12 protein-coding genes are annotated in these 14,406 nt (G+C 62.8%); 9 read left to right on the top strand and 3 right to left on the bottom strand.

Annotated features, from left to right (window positions below; translation table 11 throughout):
- Positions 1–37 precede the first annotated feature (37 nt).
- Both QTI45_RS30180 and QTI45_RS30175 read right to left on the bottom strand, forming a co-directional pair.
- Positions 38–1,780, bottom strand: coding sequence for an ABC transporter permease (locus QTI45_RS30180; protein WP_286656946.1), 1,743 nt, complete (start codon positions 1,778–1,780; stop codon positions 38–40).
- The gene (locus QTI45_RS30175; RefSeq protein ID WP_286656945.1) at positions 1,777–2,883 is read right to left on the bottom strand and encodes an ABC transporter ATP-binding protein; all 1,107 of its coding nucleotides are present in this window, start codon (positions 2,881–2,883) and stop codon (positions 1,777–1,779) included. Before QTI45_RS30175 ends, QTI45_RS30180 begins: the two co-directional genes overlap by 4 nt.
- 229 nt (positions 2,884–3,112) lie before the next feature.
- On the opposite strand from QTI45_RS30175, the gene QTI45_RS30170 reads away from it, so the two are divergent.
- The 9 genes from QTI45_RS30170 (at position 3,113) to QTI45_RS30130 (ending at position 13,927) form a co-directional block, all read left to right on the top strand.
- Positions 3,113–4,147 (top strand): Bug family tripartite tricarboxylate transporter substrate binding protein, encoded by a 1,035-nt coding sequence (locus tag QTI45_RS30170; protein ID WP_286656944.1) that lies wholly within the window; start codon positions 3,113–3,115, stop codon positions 4,145–4,147.
- A 49-nt stretch (positions 4,148–4,196) separates the two neighbouring features.
- On the top strand, positions 4,197–4,883 hold the full coding sequence (locus QTI45_RS30165) for a flavin reductase family protein (protein WP_286656943.1): 687 nt from the start codon (positions 4,197–4,199) through the stop codon (positions 4,881–4,883).
- A 154-nt stretch (positions 4,884–5,037) separates the two neighbouring features.
- The gene (locus tag QTI45_RS30160) at positions 5,038–6,369 is read left to right on the top strand and encodes a Rieske 2Fe-2S domain-containing protein (protein WP_286656942.1); all 1,332 of its coding nucleotides are present in this window, start codon (positions 5,038–5,040) and stop codon (positions 6,367–6,369) included.
- The gene (locus QTI45_RS30155; RefSeq protein WP_353621345.1) at positions 6,366–7,895 is read left to right on the top strand and encodes a carboxylesterase/lipase family protein; all 1,530 of its coding nucleotides are present in this window, start codon (positions 6,366–6,368) and stop codon (positions 7,893–7,895) included. Before QTI45_RS30160 ends, QTI45_RS30155 begins: the two co-directional genes overlap by 4 nt.
- Before the next feature lie 47 nt (positions 7,896–7,942).
- On the top strand, positions 7,943–9,505 hold the full coding sequence (locus QTI45_RS30150; RefSeq protein WP_286656990.1) for a class I adenylate-forming enzyme family protein: 1,563 nt from the start codon (positions 7,943–7,945) through the stop codon (positions 9,503–9,505).
- A 12-nt stretch (positions 9,506–9,517) separates the two neighbouring features.
- A complete protein-coding gene (locus QTI45_RS30145) occupies positions 9,518–10,504 on the top strand; it encodes a Bug family tripartite tricarboxylate transporter substrate binding protein (protein WP_286656940.1) in 987 nt (328 codons plus the stop codon).
- Positions 10,505–10,514: 10 nt separating this feature from the next.
- A complete protein-coding gene (locus QTI45_RS30140; RefSeq protein WP_286656939.1) occupies positions 10,515–11,333 on the top strand; it encodes a pyridoxamine 5'-phosphate oxidase family protein in 819 nt (272 codons plus the stop codon).
- A 10-nt stretch (positions 11,334–11,343) separates the two neighbouring features.
- Positions 11,344–12,435, top strand: a complete 1,092-nt coding sequence (locus QTI45_RS30135) for an AraC family transcriptional regulator (protein ID WP_286656938.1) — start codon at positions 11,344–11,346, stop codon at positions 12,433–12,435.
- Positions 12,436–12,676: 241 nt separating this feature from the next.
- Positions 12,677–13,927 carry a porin gene (locus QTI45_RS30130; protein WP_286656937.1) on the top strand — a complete coding sequence of 417 codons (1,251 nt, stop codon included), beginning with the start codon at positions 12,677–12,679 and terminating at the stop codon, positions 13,925–13,927.
- A gap of 25 nt (positions 13,928–13,952) precedes the next feature.
- Here the strand turns inward: QTI45_RS30130 and QTI45_RS30125 are convergent, their stop codons facing one another.
- Positions 13,953–14,330, bottom strand: coding sequence for a hypothetical protein (locus tag QTI45_RS30125; RefSeq protein WP_286656936.1), 378 nt, complete (start codon positions 14,328–14,330; stop codon positions 13,953–13,955).
- Between the last annotated feature and the right edge of the window lie 76 nt (positions 14,331–14,406).

Raw genomic sequence — 14,406 nt, 5'->3', positions numbered from 1 at the left:
GATCGGTGAGGTCGGTATGTTTTTGATGGCGTCGGGCTCAAAGGGTGCTGATGCGGCGTTTGATGAGCTTCAGTTCGATGAAGCGGAACAGCAGCACCAGCAGCAGCATCAGAAGCCCGATCACGCTGACTTCCTCGGCCTTGCCATCCATCCAGAGGCGCAGCATCACGACCGACAGAACCTCGCTGCCGGCGGAGTACAGCAGGATCGAGGCACTCAGCTCTCGAAGCACCATGAAGAAGGTCAGCACCCAGCCGGCGGCGAACGAGGGCCAGGCCAGCGCGACGAGGACTCGCCAGAAGGTGCGCGTCCAGCCGGCCCCGTGGGCCCGCGAGCATTCCTCCAGATCATTCGAGATCTGCATGAAGGAGGCCGACATCACCCGCGTCGCCAGCGGCGAACCCAGTGCCACGTAGGCCAGAAACAGCGCCCATACCGTGCCGTAGATCGGTATCCAGTTCGGCAGCAGCGAGAAGGCCCACAGGAAGCCGACGCCCAGCACCATCCCCGGCATGAACCAGGGCAGCCAGGCCAGCATTTCCAGCACGTGACGGCCTCGCCAGGTGGTGCGCACGCCGATGTAGGCCACCGCCGAACCCAGTAACATCACCGCGGTGGCGGCGCCGATGCCAAGCAGCGCCGTGTTGCCGAGCGCGCGCCAGAACACGTCGTTGCGCCATACAGCCACGTAGTGGCTCAGCGTGAACATGTCCCCCTCGTAGAAGCCCACGAAGCGCACCAGGCTGCCGAGCAGCAACTGGCCCACGGGCAGGGCCACCGTCAGCACGAAGAACAGCATACAGAATGCGAATGCCGGCCAGCGCCAGACGCCGAGCCGCACCAGCCTCGGACGGAATCCCTTGCCGGTGATCGTCTGGTAGCTTCGACCGCCGAGAAGGCGGCGTTGCCAGACCACGATCAGCATCATCAGGATCACGATGCCGAAGGACATCGCGGTAACGGACTGATAGTCGGGAGCAGCCTGCCGGTTGAGAAGGTGGTAGATCTGCGTGGTGATCACCTCGATGCCAGCCGGCGTGCCGAAGAACATCGGCGACTCGAAGGATTCGATGCCCCGGATGAAGGACAGCACGAACAGGCTGCTGATGATCGGAAGCAGCAATGGCAGCGTGATGCGACGCGCAGTGGTCCAGGGCCCGGTGCCGCTGGTGCGCGCGCTCTCTTCCAGCGAAGGGTCGATGGCCCGGATCGCCTCGACCATCAGAAGAAACAGGAAGGGGATCGAGTACTGCATCATGTGCCAGACCACGCCGCCCCATGAGTACACGTTGATCAATGCCGCCTCGGAACCGGTGAGCCAGCGCCAGGCTATATTGAGCGTTCCGACCTGGGTGTTTCCCAGCATGCCCCAGGCCATCGCCGTGAGAATCGGCGGGATGAAGAAGGGCAGCGTGATCAGGATTTCGAGCGGCTCGCGCAGTGGGACGTCGGTGCGGGCGATGATGAAGGCCAGCGCCACCGCAATCGCCAGTGAAAGCACCGTCTTCGTTAGCGCGATGAGCGCGGTGTTCAACAGGATGTGCAGGTTCTCGCCCGTCAACATGCTGCGGTAGCCGGCCAGCGAAAAGCTGCCGGACTCTCCGGGCGGCGCCGTATGGAAGCTGCCGTAAAGCAGCATCAGGAGCGGATACAGGGTCAGGAATCCAAGCAGCAACGCCAGCGAACCGATCACTAGTGCGCGTCGCAGCGCCGGGCGGTTCAGCGAAGATCCGGGCAATGCGACGACCGGTGGCGTCAGGGTGGCTCCGGCCGCGTTCATTGGCCAGCTTCCGCAGGAACGACCCAGGCCTGCGCTGCATCCGCGCGCAAGACGACGTTCTCACCCACACGCGGCCGCCGGCTGGCCTCCACCTCCGCATGAATCACCGCGTCCGGAATGGCGACCCGGATCGCGTGCATGGCCCCCTGGTAAGAGGTACTCTGGATCTCACCATGCCAGCTGATGCCGGCAGCACATGCGCGTGCATCGTTGTCCAGCCTGATCGACTCGGGCCGCACGATCAGCCAGGCGTCATCGCCCGCGCGCAGCGCCGGGACGCCGGGGCAGCGGCCCGCCCAGCCCTGGCCTTCGACGTCGAGCAAGGCGCCGTCGGGTCCGTCGGCGCGGCCCGTGACCCGGGCCCGGACCAGGTTCGGAGACCCCATGAAGGAGGCCACGGTATGTGTCGATGGTCGCGCATAGATTTGCTCTGGGGCACCGGCCTGTTGCACGCGGCCCGCATGCATCACGACCACGTGGTCGGACAGTTCCATGGCCTCGCGCTGATCGTGTGTCACATACACCGTGGTGATGCGAAGTCGCTGTTGCAGCGCGCGAAGTTCGATCCGCATCTGCTCGCGGAGCTTGGCGTCAAGATTGGAGAGGGGTTCGTCCATCAGCAGCACTTGGGGGCGCGAGACGAGGGAACGGGCAATGGCGACACGTTGCTGCTGGCCACCGCTCAGGGCGGGAGCCGGCCGCTGGGCATAGGCACCCATCTCGACCATCTCGAGTGCTTCATTCACGCGCGTCGCGATCTGCCCGCTCGCGACGTGTCGGGCGCGCAGGGGATAGGCCACGTTCTCGAACACAGTCATGTGAGGCCAGATCGCATAGGACTGGAACACCATGCCCAGGTCGCGTCGATCAGGCGAGACGAAGACGCCAGCGTTGGCATCGCTGACCACACGCTCGCCGATCTGGATGCGACCTTCGTCGTTGGCTTCCAATCCAGCGATCATTCGCAGCGTGGTGGTCTTGCCGCAGCCGCTGGGGCCGAGCAGTGTCACGAAAGCCCCGTCGGGCATCGAGATGCTGACTTCGTCGACTGCCGCGACGCCGCCGAAGCGGCGCACGACCTTTTCCAGATTCACTTGTGGCATGGGGCTCTTGTCTCCAGGGCTTCGCGCCCGTTTCTGAGGTTGCTCGTCGCTCGCCGTCGATCGCGGCGTTCCTGTTCCAAAATAATATTCCATTTATCGAAGATTGCGCCAGAACCACGTGCAACCTACGCGACTAGGGATTACCTTAGGCGAAGAAGTGAAAAATGGAATATTATTTCAGTGAACTTGCGGCCGGTCGACACGTCCGCGCAACCACGAGACACACAACATGAGAATCTTCCGGACCACTGCCAATCCGCCCGTCGGCAGTCGCCGCTTCGCAAGCCGGTCCGCTCTTTCGTCGCTCATGCGGGGCGCCTTGTCGACGTTGGCCGCAGCCTTTCTCGTGCATGACCCGGCGCACGCCGCGGAGGCCTATCCGTCGAAGCCCATCACCATCGTCGTGCCGTATGCTGCGGGGTCGCCTCCGGACACCTACACGCGATTGTTCGCCGACAAGCTGAGGCAGAAGGTCGGGCAAAACATCCTGGTCGAGAATCGACAGGGCGCGCTCACCACCGTGGGGATGGGGTACGTCGCGCGCGCCAAGCCGGACGGGTACACGCTCGTGTACGGCAGCAACTCATCTCTCGCGGCGGCCCCGTACCTGTTCAAGTCGCTCCAGTACGACCCTTTGTCGAACTTCTCCGCCATTGCGGTGACTTCGGAGTCGCCGATGGTCTTGATTGGCCGCCAGGAGTTGGCGTCAAAGAGTCTGGGCGAAATGCTGCAGCTCATGCGTGACGAGCCCGGCAAACACCCGATCGGCGGAGGTGCAATCACGCAAGAGGTTGTCAATGGAATGCTGCAGCGCGCTGCAAGGATTGACCAGCCCTATGCCCGCTACAACAACCCCAATCTGAACAACGACGTGATCGGCGGTCGGCTTGACATCGCCGTCAGTGCGCTGGGCGGCATCGAGTCGCTGGTCGAGCAAGGCAAGCTGCACGTGTTCGCGATCACGGCGCCCAAGCGTCTGACTGGCAAGTGGAGCGGCATACCGACGGTGTCCGAGACCCTACCGGGCTTCGAACTCACCAGTTGGACCGGATTCTGGGCGCCCGCTGGCACGCCCCGGCCGATCATCGAATTCCTGCATGCGAAGACCCAGGAGATCCTGAAGGATCCGGAGTTCTTCAAGCGCAGCCAGGACAGTGGCGCCGTGACCTTGTTCATGACGCCCGAGCAATCGGACGCCTTCGTGAAGAAAGAGGGACCGCGATGGGGCGCGCTGCTGAAGAGTATCAATGTCGAGGCGCAGTAGACCCCGGCACCGCACCACTCGCCGTCGAGTGATCAACGAAAAGACCCCCATGTACTACGAACCTGGCGTTACCGACCATCATCTTCCATTTCGGCCATTCAAATCCTGCGTCGTGCCCCGCCCCATTGGCTGGATCTCGACGCTGAGCAAGGACGGCATCGGCAACCTCGCGCCCTACAGTCAGTTCCAGAATGTCAGCTATGACCCGCCGATGGTCTTGTTCTCGGCCAATCGCCGTCAGAGCGGAGAGCCCAAGGATACGGTGCGAAATGCGCAGGACTCCGGAGAGTTTGTCTGGAACATGGCAACTTTCGCACAGCGTGACGCTGTCAATCGATCGTCGCAGGACTATCCGTTCGGGGTCGATGAAATGGAAAAGATCGGCCTGGAGCGGCTGCCTTCGACTCTCGTCAAGCCCGCGCGTGTCGCGGACTCCCCGGTTCACTTCGAATGCCGCTACATGCAGACCGTCTCACTCCCGGGCAACGGCGCAGGCGCGGTGGATGTCGTGTTCGGCAGGGTGATCGGCATTCACATTGACGACCGCGCCTTCGACGCCGAAGGCCGCATCGATATCGTGCGCCTGCGTCCTCTCGCGCGCCTCGGCTACCTCGACTACACCAGCGTCGAGAGCAAGTTCACCATGGTGCCGCCGCACCGCGATCCCTCGAGCATCTCGGACATGGAAGGTCCTCAAGGCGCTCAGCGACCGGTCCGAACCGCCTCTCTGGCATGACCTGGTCCGCCAGAACAGAGCAGCAGTCCGTCCTTCAATCAAACTTTGATCAACCGCTGAGCAGCCGTTTGGCTGTATCGACCCCCAAGGAGAAACAACGATGAGAACTTCGACAGATACCGACGACCTGGCCCGCGTGGGCCCTGGAACGGTCATGGGCAACCTCATGCGCCAGTACTGGTTGCCGGCGATCATGTCCAGGGAACTGGCGGCCGACGGCGCGCCGATGCGACTGATGCTGCTGGGCGAGAAGCTCATCGCGTTTCGGGACAGCCAGGGGCGCGTCGGCGTGATGGATCACCGTTGCCCCCATCGCTGCGCATCCATGTTCCTCGGGCGCAACGAGGAGAGCGGCATACGCTGCATCTACCATGGCTGGAAGTTCGACGTCGAAGGCAACTGCATCGACATGCCCAGTGTGCCGCCCGAGCAGGATTTCAAGGACAAGGTCAAGGCCAAGGCGTACCGGGTTCGCGAAGCCAATGGCCTGATCTGGGTCTACATGGGCGACCGCGAACAGTTGCCCGAGCTGCCGATGATCGAGCCGTCGCTGGTGCCGGGCGACGAACTCGACATCTCGATGGTGCTGCGCGACTGCAACTTCGTGCAGAGCCTCGAGGGCGACATCGATACCGCGCACTTCGGTTTCCTGCACGCGGGCAACCTGGACCCGGAGAACGTTCCGTCCGGCCACCCGCTGGACCACACCGCCACCGAACGTGCCCCGCGCTATCACGTGCGCGAGACCGACTGGGGCACGTCCTACGGTGCATTTCGAAATGCGGGCGAAGGCAAGACTTATTGGCGTTTCGCCAACTTCATGTTTCCCTTCTGGACGCAGACTCCGCAAGGCGAATTCGACAAGAACGTGCATGCGCGGGCCTGGGTTCCGCTGGACGACACACACACGATGATGGTGTTCCTGCGCTGGCGCAGCGACATGCCTAATCTCAGGCAGCGTCCCCTGAAGGACGGCAGCTTTCTGGGAGGCAGCTTGAAGGCCGCAGAATACCAGCCGATCAGCACCGAATGGCTGGGGCGTTGGCGTCTCAAGGCCAACGAGTCGAACGACTGGACCCTGGACCGCGAGGCACAGCAGAACAACAGCATCTACTCCGGAATCGAGAACATCCATCTGCAGGACCAGGCCGTAACCGAGAGCATGGGAGGGATCACCGACCACGACTTCGAGCATCTCGGCCCATCGGACCAGATGATCGCCCGCACCCGGCGCCGGTTGCTCAAGGCGGCACGCGCACTCGCTGAGAAGAAGACGGTGCCTCCGGGAGTGGACAACCCAGAGGTCTTCCTGAAGTCACGCAGCGGCTATTTCGTGGTGGATGAAGGCATCGACTGGTTGCAAGCCTACGAGGACCAGGTCGACAAGGCCGTTCGTCCGGCACAGAAGGCCGCGTTGGCGCCGAGCGCTGTGTCGTCTTCCGCAACTGCCATGAGGGCGGAGACCGTGGACGCGGGAGCGAAGTGACTGCGGACAGCGAAGGCGTGGATGAAGCCACGCCTTGTGTCGATCCACCCTGCGGTGCCCTGCGCGGACGGCGCGATGCGCGGCGCGGCGTGCGTGCCTTTCTCGGCATTCCGTACGCATCGCCTCCGACAGGCGATGCACGATGGCGGCCGCCGATACCTCTCGCGGCCTGGGCAGGCAGGCGTGATGCGACCGCATTCGGCCCGGACTGTCCACAGAACAGCCAGACCCTCACACGCGCGCCCCGACAGAGCGAAGACTGTCTCTATCTGAACGTGTGGTCTCCTGTCGACGCGTCGCCGGGCACTCTGCCCGTGATGATCTGGCTCCATGGGGGGAGCTTTGTCGGCGGCTCGGGGTCGGACGAACGCATCGACGGGCAGACGCTCTCGGCGCGCGGCGTTGTGCTCGTCACCGTCAACTATCGGGTCGGACTCTTCGGCTTCCTTGCGCATCCCGGTCTGAGCGCCGAGTCGCCGGAAGGCGTGTCCGGCAACTACGGACTGCTGGACCAGATCTGTGCGCTGAAATGGGTGCGCGACAACATCCAGGCCTTCGGCGGCGACCCATCGCGGACATCGGTCTTCGGAGTGTCGGCCGGGTCTGCATCGATCTCCCTGCTGCTGGCTTCTCCGCTGTCCCGTGGACTGTTCCAGAAAGCGATTCTCCAGAGCCCCGGCGCCGCTCGGCCCTTGGCCACGCTGGCGGATGCCGAGCGCGCCGGCGAGGCCGTCGGGGCGGACGTGCAGGCCTTGCGCCGGCTCGACGGCGCCGAGGTACTCAGGCGCACCGCCTTCCTGACCCCCAAGGTGCGTGGCCTCACCACGCCTCGGGTTCTGCGACCGATCCGCGATGGCTGGGTACTGCCCGAAGACGAGCGACCCGCATTCATCGGGGGACGTGTACACGCGATGCCGATCCTGATCGGCTCCAATCTTGACGAAGGGTCCATGCTGACCGCCGCCTGGAACGTCGAGGACCTCGCAGGCTTCGACGCGCTGATCCATGCGAACTTCGAGGATTGTGTGGAGCAAGCGCGGAGCGTCTACGGCGCGCGCGATGCGTCCGAAGTGCGCACCCGAGTTGCCGAGATGTTCGCCGACACCCAGTTCAACTACGGAACGCGATTGCTTGCGCGAGCCATGGCGGACCAAGGGCAAGACGTGTGGCGCTACGTCTTCACTCGGCGCAGACCCGGGCAGGTCGATGGACCTCACCACGGCGAGGAAGTGGCGCACGTATTTGGCAACCTGGCCGTCGCAAGGCGAGGTTCGCCGGCACGCTTCGACGCCGTCGACGAGCAGCTCAGCGATTCGATGATGCGAAGCTGGGTCGCCTTTGCGACGACGGGGAATCCCAATGTCGATGGCCTGCCCGCAGAATGGCCTGCCTACGCACCGGGTACCGATCTTCATCTGGTGCTTGGCGATCGTATGCAGGTCGGCGCGGGCTGGCGTTCCGCTGAGCTCGACTTCCTCGAATCACTATTCGCCCGGCGCGAGCCGGCGCCCACGGAGAGCAGATGACTTTTCCTTCAACGGCCTCGACCGGCCCTGAAACGACGGAACTGTCGATGGATGACGATTTCGGCACCATCGGCGAACTGATCCGCATGCATGCGCAGCGCGCGCCAGAGCGGCTGGCCTTGGTGGATGGCAGCGATAGCTCGCAAGCGATCGACTACAGAGAGCTCGATCACCGCATGGACGACGTGGCGGCTGCGCTTCATGAATCCGGCCTGGCCTTGGGCGACCGCATCGCAATCTGTGGTCGCTCGTCAGTGCCCTACGCGCTGGTGTTTCTTGGCGCGCTGCGCGCCGGCGTGGTGGTCGTCCCCCTTGCACCCAGCTCGACGCCGCAACAGCTTGCCCGGATGCTGTCGGATTCCGGCGCCCGGCTTTTCTTCGTCGATGATAGCGTTGCAGACCTCGTCAGCGAGATTCCGCAGGGACGCGCGCAGCGCATCGCACTCGACGAATCGAAAATCGGAGCGAGTTTCTCACGATGGACGTCGTCAATCAGCGTGCCGGCAAGGCCGGCGACCATCGAGGCGGACTCCGGCTTCAATATCATCTACTCGTCGGGCACCACCGGAGAGCCCAAAGGCATCGTGCAGTCTCACGGCATGCGTTGGACCCACATGCAAAGAGGTCGCTCCAGCGGCTACACCGGCGAGAGCGTCTCGGTGCTGGCCACTCCGCTCTACTCGAATACCACCCTGGTCGTCTTCTTCCCGACATTGGCGTTCGGCGGCACGGTGGTCCTGTTGAACAAGTTCAGTGTGCCGGTGTACCTGTCCTTGTGCCAATCGTTTCGCGCGACGCACACGATGCTCGTACCGGTGCAATACCGTCGGCTCATGGCGAGCGATCTCTTCGATGCGCACGATCTCTCGGCCTTCGTCATCAAGTTCTCGACCAGCGCGCCATTTTCTGCAGCCCTCAAGGCCGACGTTCTGCGGCGATGGCCCGGTGGCTTGATCGAGTACTACGGTATGACCGAAGGCGGAGGGACCTGCATCCTCGAGGCTCATCTGCATCCGGACAAGCTTCACACCGTCGGCCAGCCGGCGAGCGGCAGCGATATCCGGCTGATCGACGAGAATGGCCGGGAATGCGCGCCCGGCGAAACGGGGGAGGTCGTCGGAAGCTCTGGCGGCATGATGACCGGCTACTTCGGGCAATCCGAAAAGACTCGCAGCGTCGAATGGTTCGACGCCAGTGGCAAGCGCTTTATCCGGACTGGCGATGTCGGGCGCTTCGATTCCGATGGATTTCTGGTCCTGATGGACCGCAAGAAGGACATGATCATCTCGGGCGGATTCAATATCTACCCCAGCGATCTCGAAGAGGTGCTGTGCAGCCATCCAGCGGTGCTCGAGGCGGCCGTGGTGGCCCTGCCTTCGGAGGAGTGGGGCGAATCACCCGGCGCCTTCGTGGTGTGGCGCAAGGGTCACGAAGAACTGAGCACGGAAGACTTGCGCGCATGGGTCAATGCACGCGTGGGGAAGACGCAGCGCATCGTATCGGTGAATCGCATGGACGAACTGCCGCGCAGTGCCATCGGCAAGGTGCTCAAGCGCGAACTCAGGGAATCCAGCGCAACGTCGCGTGGGTCTTCCGCGTCCGTGGCCTGAGGAAGCAGTGCGATGAAGCTCACAAGACGCGCTTTCCAGCGACGCGCACTCGAACTCGGCGTCGGCTTGGCGGCGATTGCCCATGCGCCGATGTCAAAGGCACAAGCTCCCTTTCCCTCGCAGCCGATACGTTTCATCGTGCCGTTCGGCGCGGGTGGATCGCCCGATGTCTTCACCAGGCTGCTCGCCAAGGAACTGTCGGAGCGGGTCAAGCAGCCCGTCATCGTCGAGAACCGTCCCGGTGCCAACGGCATGCTCGGAACGCAGTACGTGGCCCGCAGCGCACCCGCAGATGGCTACACCATCCTCTATGGCACGAACTCCGGCATCTCGGCAGCGCGTGCGATGGTCAAGAACCTTTCCTATGATCCGACCACCGATCTGGCCGGGGTTGCGATGACACAGGAGACCAGCTTCCTCCTGGTGACCGGCGCAGCCAATAGGGGGATGACGCTGGCTCAGCTCATCCAACGAATCCGCGACGAGCCGGGCCGCTACGAGATCGGGGGCGCCAGCGTGACCACGGCGGTCACCGCTCAGATGATGGCCAATGCGGGCAAGATCAAGGCAGTCTATGTTCCCTACAAGGAGAACTCCCGCATGCTGCTGGACATCATGTCCGGTCAGATCGCTGTCGGCCTGAGCCCCATTCTGGCGGCGACGCCTTTGCTCGAGGCAGGCAAGGTCGTGCCATTGGCTGTCAGCGGATCGCAGCGCGTGCAACTGCTCCCGAACGTCCCCACGCTGTCCGAGCAGCTGCCCGGTGTGGTGCTCACGACCTGGACCGGGTACTTCGTACCCTCGAGAGCACCGCGTGCGGTGGTCGACTATCTGCATCGCCAGATCACCGAGATCAGCGCCTTGCCCGAGTTGCAGAAGTTCATCGTCGAGTCGGGTCGACAGTTCTCGATGACGCCAAGCGAGATCGATCAGTTCGTGAAAAAGGACGAGCCGCGCTGGTCCGCATTGCTCAAGGACGCCGGGATTCAGCCCGAATAGGAGAGAAGCGGTGCATGAAGATTCGTTGGTGGTGGCGGGCAAGCTCGGGCGCGTGCTGCAAGCGGCGGTGGAGGGAGAGACGATCAGTCAGGCGGCGGTCGAAGAGCTGTTGCTCGCCGATTGTGTCGTGCGCTCGCTGGGTGGACGGATCGAGGGCAAGGAGGCGGGCTCGACGGCCTTGTGTGCCATCGCCCAGGAGGCTCGCGGTGCAGGCATGCGCTGCTTGCCGCCGTCGTGCGATACGGGCCACGTGGTCCTGGAGATCGCGTCACCGCCAGAATCATGGCAGCGAGGGTATGTGTTGACGATCGTTGCGCGCGACGGCGGCATCGCCGAGCTGAGCCAGCAGCGCTCGGCGCCTCGACCCGTGCAGGCCTCGGCGCTTGAACTGCCCCGTCAACTTCGGGAGAAGATCAATGCCGCCCTGAGGGAGCGACATCCCATGCTGCTCTCCTACGTGGACGCCGATGGTCAGCCTCACCTGTCGTTCAGGGGATCGTTGCAGGCGCACGGCGATGCTCGCCTTTCTCTTTGGGTGCGCAACGCCCGCGGTGGATTCGCAAGAGCCATCGAGGTCAATCCGCGGGTTGCGCTCATGTATCGCGACGAAGGCATCAAGGCGACCTACCACTTCCTCGGAAGGGCGCACGTGACGGCGTCGGCGCTCGAACGCCAGATCGTGTATGACGCCGCGCCCCAGGTGGAGCGGGAGCATGACTTCGCGATGAGCGGGATTGCGGTGGTGATCGACCTCGACCGTGTCGAAGGCTACGGTGGACTGGGGCCGAGCGGGCAGGTCGATCGAGTCCTCCTCGTGCGCGGCGCTTAGGCCCCACGCAATGGTCCATGACGCAGCGGCAGATCCCTGCGGCGCGGATCACACCGCGCCGGAAGTCAGCGCTGCGTGCTTGCTGGACGACCCGGACATTCCGTTCGCGCATCCGGTTTACATCCGGAGCGTCATGGACTGCCTGAACAGTCTCGGCATCAGGCCGGCGGCGGTACTGGAGAACGCGGGCCTCGCCTGGAAGGATTTGCGTGACGGCCAGCAGATGGTGGACTTCTCCGTCTTCCGGAGATTCGTCGCTCGCGCCATTCAATGCAGCGGCGACCCAGCCTTGGGGTTGATTGCCGGATCGATGCTTCAGCCCTACCACACACCGATAGGCATAGGCTCAGTGACCAGCGACAGCTTGGGGCAAGGGCTTCAGTTCCTGACGCGATACGCCGGCCTTGTTTTCGGTGGCCTTGAGTTCCAGCTGGAGAACAGCACTCGATGGAGCACGCTCAAGGTGAAAGCAACGCGGCCGCTGTGCGAGACGCAAGTGTTCGTCATGCAATCCGTCATCGGCTCGCATTGCCGGCTCCTTGAGGCAATCCTCGGGCGACCTGTCGACGAGCTGACTGTTGGTCTGCCCTATGCGCGCCCGCCCGGCAATGACGTCCCGTGCTTGCGCTATGTACGCCGCGTGACTTTCGACCAGGAGTACCTCAGCTTCCAACTGCCGGCGGATTTGCTTCGCGTGCCTTGCGTCGCGGCCGATCCAGAGGCCTTTGTCGAAGCCGCGCACGCATGCGGGAAGATGGCGTCGGAGCAGGGATGTGGCGCCTTCGTGCAACGGGTGCGTCGCAGGCTGCTCGAACGGCTGACGAGCAATCCGGATGTGAGTGAGCTCGCTCTCGATCTTCACATCTCGGCGCGCACACTGGTTCGAAGGCTTGCAGAGGCGGGGGTCACCTATTCAGACATCAAGGAAGACTTGCGAAGAACGCACGCGACCTGGTATCTGCAGCATACCGAACTGTCGATTGAAGCCATTGCCTCCAAGCTGGGGTATGCAGATCCGACCAACTTCGGTCGCAAGTTCAAGTTCTGGTATCGCGTCGCTCCCAGCAAGATGCGGCAGACCTTGCGTACGGATACGCGTTGAACCCGTGCTGTTGTTCTTCGGGCTTGTCGTTGTCAAACAACGCAATGTCGACTCGTCGGTGTTGAACTTGCAGAGTTATTGAATGAAATTGCAGGAATGACTCTTCATGAATGAAGCGGCCTTGGTGCAATGAAGTTGACTTCCCGTTGGGAGGTTGACTCTGGGCCATTCGGTGCTCGGCGCTGAAGGTCACTGGGACCTCAGGCCGTCACCCTCGCATTCAAATAATGGAGAAACCTGCATGAAAAGATCCCTTGTCGCCTTTGCTGCACTGGCTGCTGCCAGTGTTGCATCCGCGCAGTCCTCAGTCACACTGTTCGGTGTAGCGGACGCTGCGATCAGCAGCTATTCCAACAAGACGGAGAGCGTCCGCGGTGTCGGCATCACGACCAGTCAGACGGGCGTGTCGCCGTCGGGCTACAACTCCGGTCGGCTTGGATTTCGTGGCACCGAAGACCTTGGTGGCGGACTCGCGGCCAGTTTCTGGCTCGAAGCTGGACTGAACGTCGACACCGGTACCGGCGCCGGCACTGCAGGCGCGTTCAACTACAACCGTCGGTCGACGGTGAGCCTGTCTGGTGCTTTCGGAGAAATCCGGCTGGGCCGCGACTACACGCCGACATTCTGGAACGACACTGTCTTTGACCCCTTCGGCTCCAATGGCGTCGGTGCCAGCATCCTGTTGACTGCCAACGGGTACAGCTCCAGCGGCGCGATCACCAATGGGTTTACGAGCAACGGCAACTATGCTCGGGCAAGCAACTCGATCGGCTTTTTCCTGCCTCGGGACCTCGGAGGCTTCTACGGCCAGGCCATGTTCGCGATGAACGAAAAGACGAGCTACGACCCGGGGAGCCTCACTCCACCGGGGGCGGTTGCCATTGCGGGCAACCCCGCGTTGGCGGCTGCCGCCAACAATGCGCGTGCGGGCCGCTACTGGGGCGTACGTGGCGGCTATGCGAGCGGTGCTCTCGATGTCGCAGCCGCCTACGCGCAATCCACCGTCGCCTCCAACTACTTCCTGGGTACGACGACCAATCTGGACATCTGGAACCTCGGAGCTTCGTATGACTTCGGCGCGGTGAAGCTGTTCGGCGAGTACTCGAACAACAAGCAGGACACGCAACGCACCTTCACGCTGGCCAACTTCCAGAAGCCCGGCGCAAACGGCTGGTTGCTTGGTGCGACGGTGCCCGTGGGCCCCGGACTGATCCGCCTCGCCTATTCGGAAGTCAACTACAACAACGTGACGCGACTCAATCAGGTGTTCGGCCTGACCGACGATCCGAAGGCCGACAAGTGGGCCTTGGGCTACGTTCACAACCTCTCGAGGCGTACGGCACTGTACGCAACAGTGGCCAGCATCCGAAACAAGAACGGCGCCGATCTGATTCTGGGCGGACCGAACTTCTATCAGGCGACGCCTGCAACGGGTGTTCTCATCCCCAAGAGCTCCACTGGGTACGACTTCGGCATCAGGCACATCTTCTGAGGAACGTGGCGAGCCTTGGGGGCCGTCAGTGGGCACCACCAATTGAAGAGCCCAGCTCGATCACATTGCTCGCTTCCACGCGAAGCCAGTTTTGCACTGGTCGTTCTGCATCGGGGCTGCGTGCAGCGAGTTCATGCCGCGCGCTCCTTCGATCCTCTGAAGTCCCTGAATCGCTTGAGCTTCCTGCCAGCGAAGCCGCAGATCGACCGTGGATCGCATGAAGCTCGTCAGCACGGGGCCTGCGCTGAACGATCTGATCGGTGGACAGATCGATGCGTTCATCACCGACGTCGCGAGCGCTGACAGAGCGGTCCCATGATGCTAGGCTGCGCCGCGAGAGACTGAAAATAAATTGGACTGCTGCCGCAAAAATGAAGATAAATTGCCCGGAGTGAAAAATCATCTGTCCGCGGTGTTTGAGGGTAATTTACCCGGGTGAAAATGGAGAACTGAAAGAAATCCAGCCTTTGAGCTGGGAA

Origin of the sequence: Variovorax saccharolyticus, from assembly GCF_030316765.1 — a bacterium.
GTDB classification, from domain to species: domain Bacteria; phylum Pseudomonadota; class Gammaproteobacteria; order Burkholderiales; family Burkholderiaceae_C; genus Variovorax; species Variovorax saccharolyticus.
The sequence above is the reverse complement of the archived record's forward strand: the minus strand, read 5'-3'. Positions and strand labels throughout refer to the sequence as shown.

Excerpts from the sequence above, each read along its gene's own strand:
- QTI45_RS30165 (WP_286656943.1), top strand. The coding sequence starts at position 4,197 with ATGTACTACGAACCTGGCGTTACCGACCATCATCTTCCATTTCGGCCA.
- QTI45_RS30145 (WP_286656940.1), top strand. The coding sequence starts at position 9,518 with ATGAAGCTCACAAGACGCGCTTTCCAGCGACGCGCACTCGAACTCGGC.
- QTI45_RS30180 (WP_286656946.1), bottom strand. The coding sequence starts at position 1,780 with ATGAACGCGGCCGGAGCCACCCTGACGCCACCGGTCGTCGCATTGCCC.
- QTI45_RS30150 (WP_286656990.1), top strand. The coding sequence starts at position 7,943 with ATGGATGACGATTTCGGCACCATCGGCGAACTGATCCGCATGCATGCG.
- QTI45_RS30160 (WP_286656942.1), top strand. The coding sequence starts at position 5,038 with ATGGGCAACCTCATGCGCCAGTACTGGTTGCCGGCGATCATGTCCAGG.
- QTI45_RS30170 (WP_286656944.1), top strand. The coding sequence starts at position 3,113 with ATGAGAATCTTCCGGACCACTGCCAATCCGCCCGTCGGCAGTCGCCGC.
- QTI45_RS30125 (WP_286656936.1), bottom strand. The coding sequence starts at position 14,330 with ATGATTTTTCACTCCGGGCAATTTATCTTCATTTTTGCGGCAGCAGTC.
- QTI45_RS30135 (WP_286656938.1), top strand. The coding sequence starts at position 11,344 with ATGGTCCATGACGCAGCGGCAGATCCCTGCGGCGCGGATCACACCGCG.
- QTI45_RS30130 (WP_286656937.1), top strand. The coding sequence starts at position 12,677 with ATGAAAAGATCCCTTGTCGCCTTTGCTGCACTGGCTGCTGCCAGTGTT.
- QTI45_RS30175 (WP_286656945.1), bottom strand. The coding sequence starts at position 2,883 with ATGCCACAAGTGAATCTGGAAAAGGTCGTGCGCCGCTTCGGCGGCGTC.